Here is a 1,659-nt window from a genome sequence, read left to right on the forward strand (position 1 = left end):
TGCAATCACACGAACTGGTGACACGACTCAGGGCGGATTTAGAGCAGATTGCAGATAAGTTTGACGCTGACGTGCAGCTAGTCGAAGTGCCGCCAGGCCCGCCTGTTATCGCCACCATTACAGCAGAAGTTTACGGTGATGAAGCGACATCTTATGAAGATCTGATGAGCCAAGCAGAGAAAGTCGCGGATAGGCTTCGCAAAGAACAGTTGGTTTCTGAGGTGGATACCAGCATCCAAGGTGATTTAGAAACGTGGCAATTCATCGTTGATCAAGAAAAAGCGGCGCTGTCTGGTGTTTCTGTTGCTGATATCAATAACACGCTTATTACCGCCGCGAACGCCAAAGTGCTCGGTTATATCGCCGATCCAAGAGAAGTGGACCCACTACCTATCGAAGTGCAGCTCCGACGCGAAGACAGAGATAACCTGAATCAACTAGAGCAGCTTTATGTGCGAGGCCGTCCGGGGATTGCAAAAGTAGAATCCAATGGGGCTGTTGTGGATGCTCCTCAGCCTATCGTGCAGTTGTCTGAAGTCGGTCATTTTGTGAAACGTGCAGCGGACAAACCGATTTTCCATAAAAACCTCAAGCCTGTTGTGTATGTCTACGCCGAGGTAGTTGGGCGTGTTCCGGGTGAAGTGATTGCCGATGTGATGGCTGACCAAGATACAACTCACGCGGAAGATGTGCATCGTCACTGGCAAGATCGCACGTACTTGAGCAATGGAGCTGGTGTCACTTGGAGCGTGCCAGACAACATCGAAGTGGTTTGGAGTGGTGAGGGGGAATGGAAAATCACAGTGGACGTATTCCGCGATTTAGGCATTGCTTATGGCGCTGCGCTGCTTGGCGTATTTGTGGTGATGTTGATTCAAACAGGTTTACCTGCGGTATCGGGCATCATCATGCTGGCGATACCACTGACCGTGATTGGGATTATGCCGGGGTTCTGGATTTTGAATGTGTTAAGCAGTGACATCGGTAATTACCCGAACCCGGCTCTGTTCACGGCGACCGCGATGATCGGCATGATTGCGCTAGCAGGGATTGTGGTGCGTAACTCACTCGTTTTGATTGAATTTGTTCAGCAATCGCTGGCTGAAGGTCGTAGCCTACATGATGCGTTGATTGAATCTGGTGTTGTTCGTATGCGGCCAATATTACTGACCGCGGGTACAACGTTACTGGGTAATGTCGTGATTACGTTAGACCCAATTTTTAACGGTTTGGCTTGGGCAATCATATTCGGAATTACCGCCTCGACCATCTTTACGCTGCTTGTGGTTCCGGTGGTTTACAACCTTGCATACCAAAACACCAAAGGACATGGATTACCTCAGATGGAGGAAGAGCAATGAAATTAGATACCAAATGGTTAGGCGTGATTCTGTTTGCCATACTCGCGCTTCTTTTTCTCTATATGGCTGGATTTTTTACAGAAAAATTGCCGACAGAACATGACGTGAAAACCAACCAGATTGATGTAAATAACGCAGAGACACATCAACTGATGTTAACCAGCGAACCGGTTGTTCGAGAGTTTCCGGGCGTCGTCGTTGCAGAGCAGCACGCCGATATCGCGGCACGGTTAACGGCATCGGTGATGGAGGTATTGGTGAAGGTTGGCGATAGGGTGAAGCAAGGAGACGTGTTGGA

General features: G+C 49.2%; 2 protein-coding genes. Both read left to right on the forward strand.

Annotation, left to right across the window (positions count from 1 at the left end):
• Positions 1 to 1,361 (forward strand): efflux RND transporter permease subunit (locus R8O70_RS24905; RefSeq protein WP_318184429.1); only part of this gene is annotated, 1,361 nt, incomplete at its 5' end.
• Positions 1,358 to 1,659 (forward strand): biotin/lipoyl-binding protein (locus tag R8O70_RS24910; protein ID WP_318184430.1); only part of this gene is annotated, 302 nt, incomplete at its 3' end. The genes R8O70_RS24905 and R8O70_RS24910, both read left to right, overlap by 4 nt.

This window comes from Vibrio sp. 779(2023), assembly GCF_033344285.1.
Lineage (GTDB): Bacteria > Pseudomonadota > Gammaproteobacteria > Enterobacterales > Vibrionaceae > Vibrio > Vibrio alginolyticus.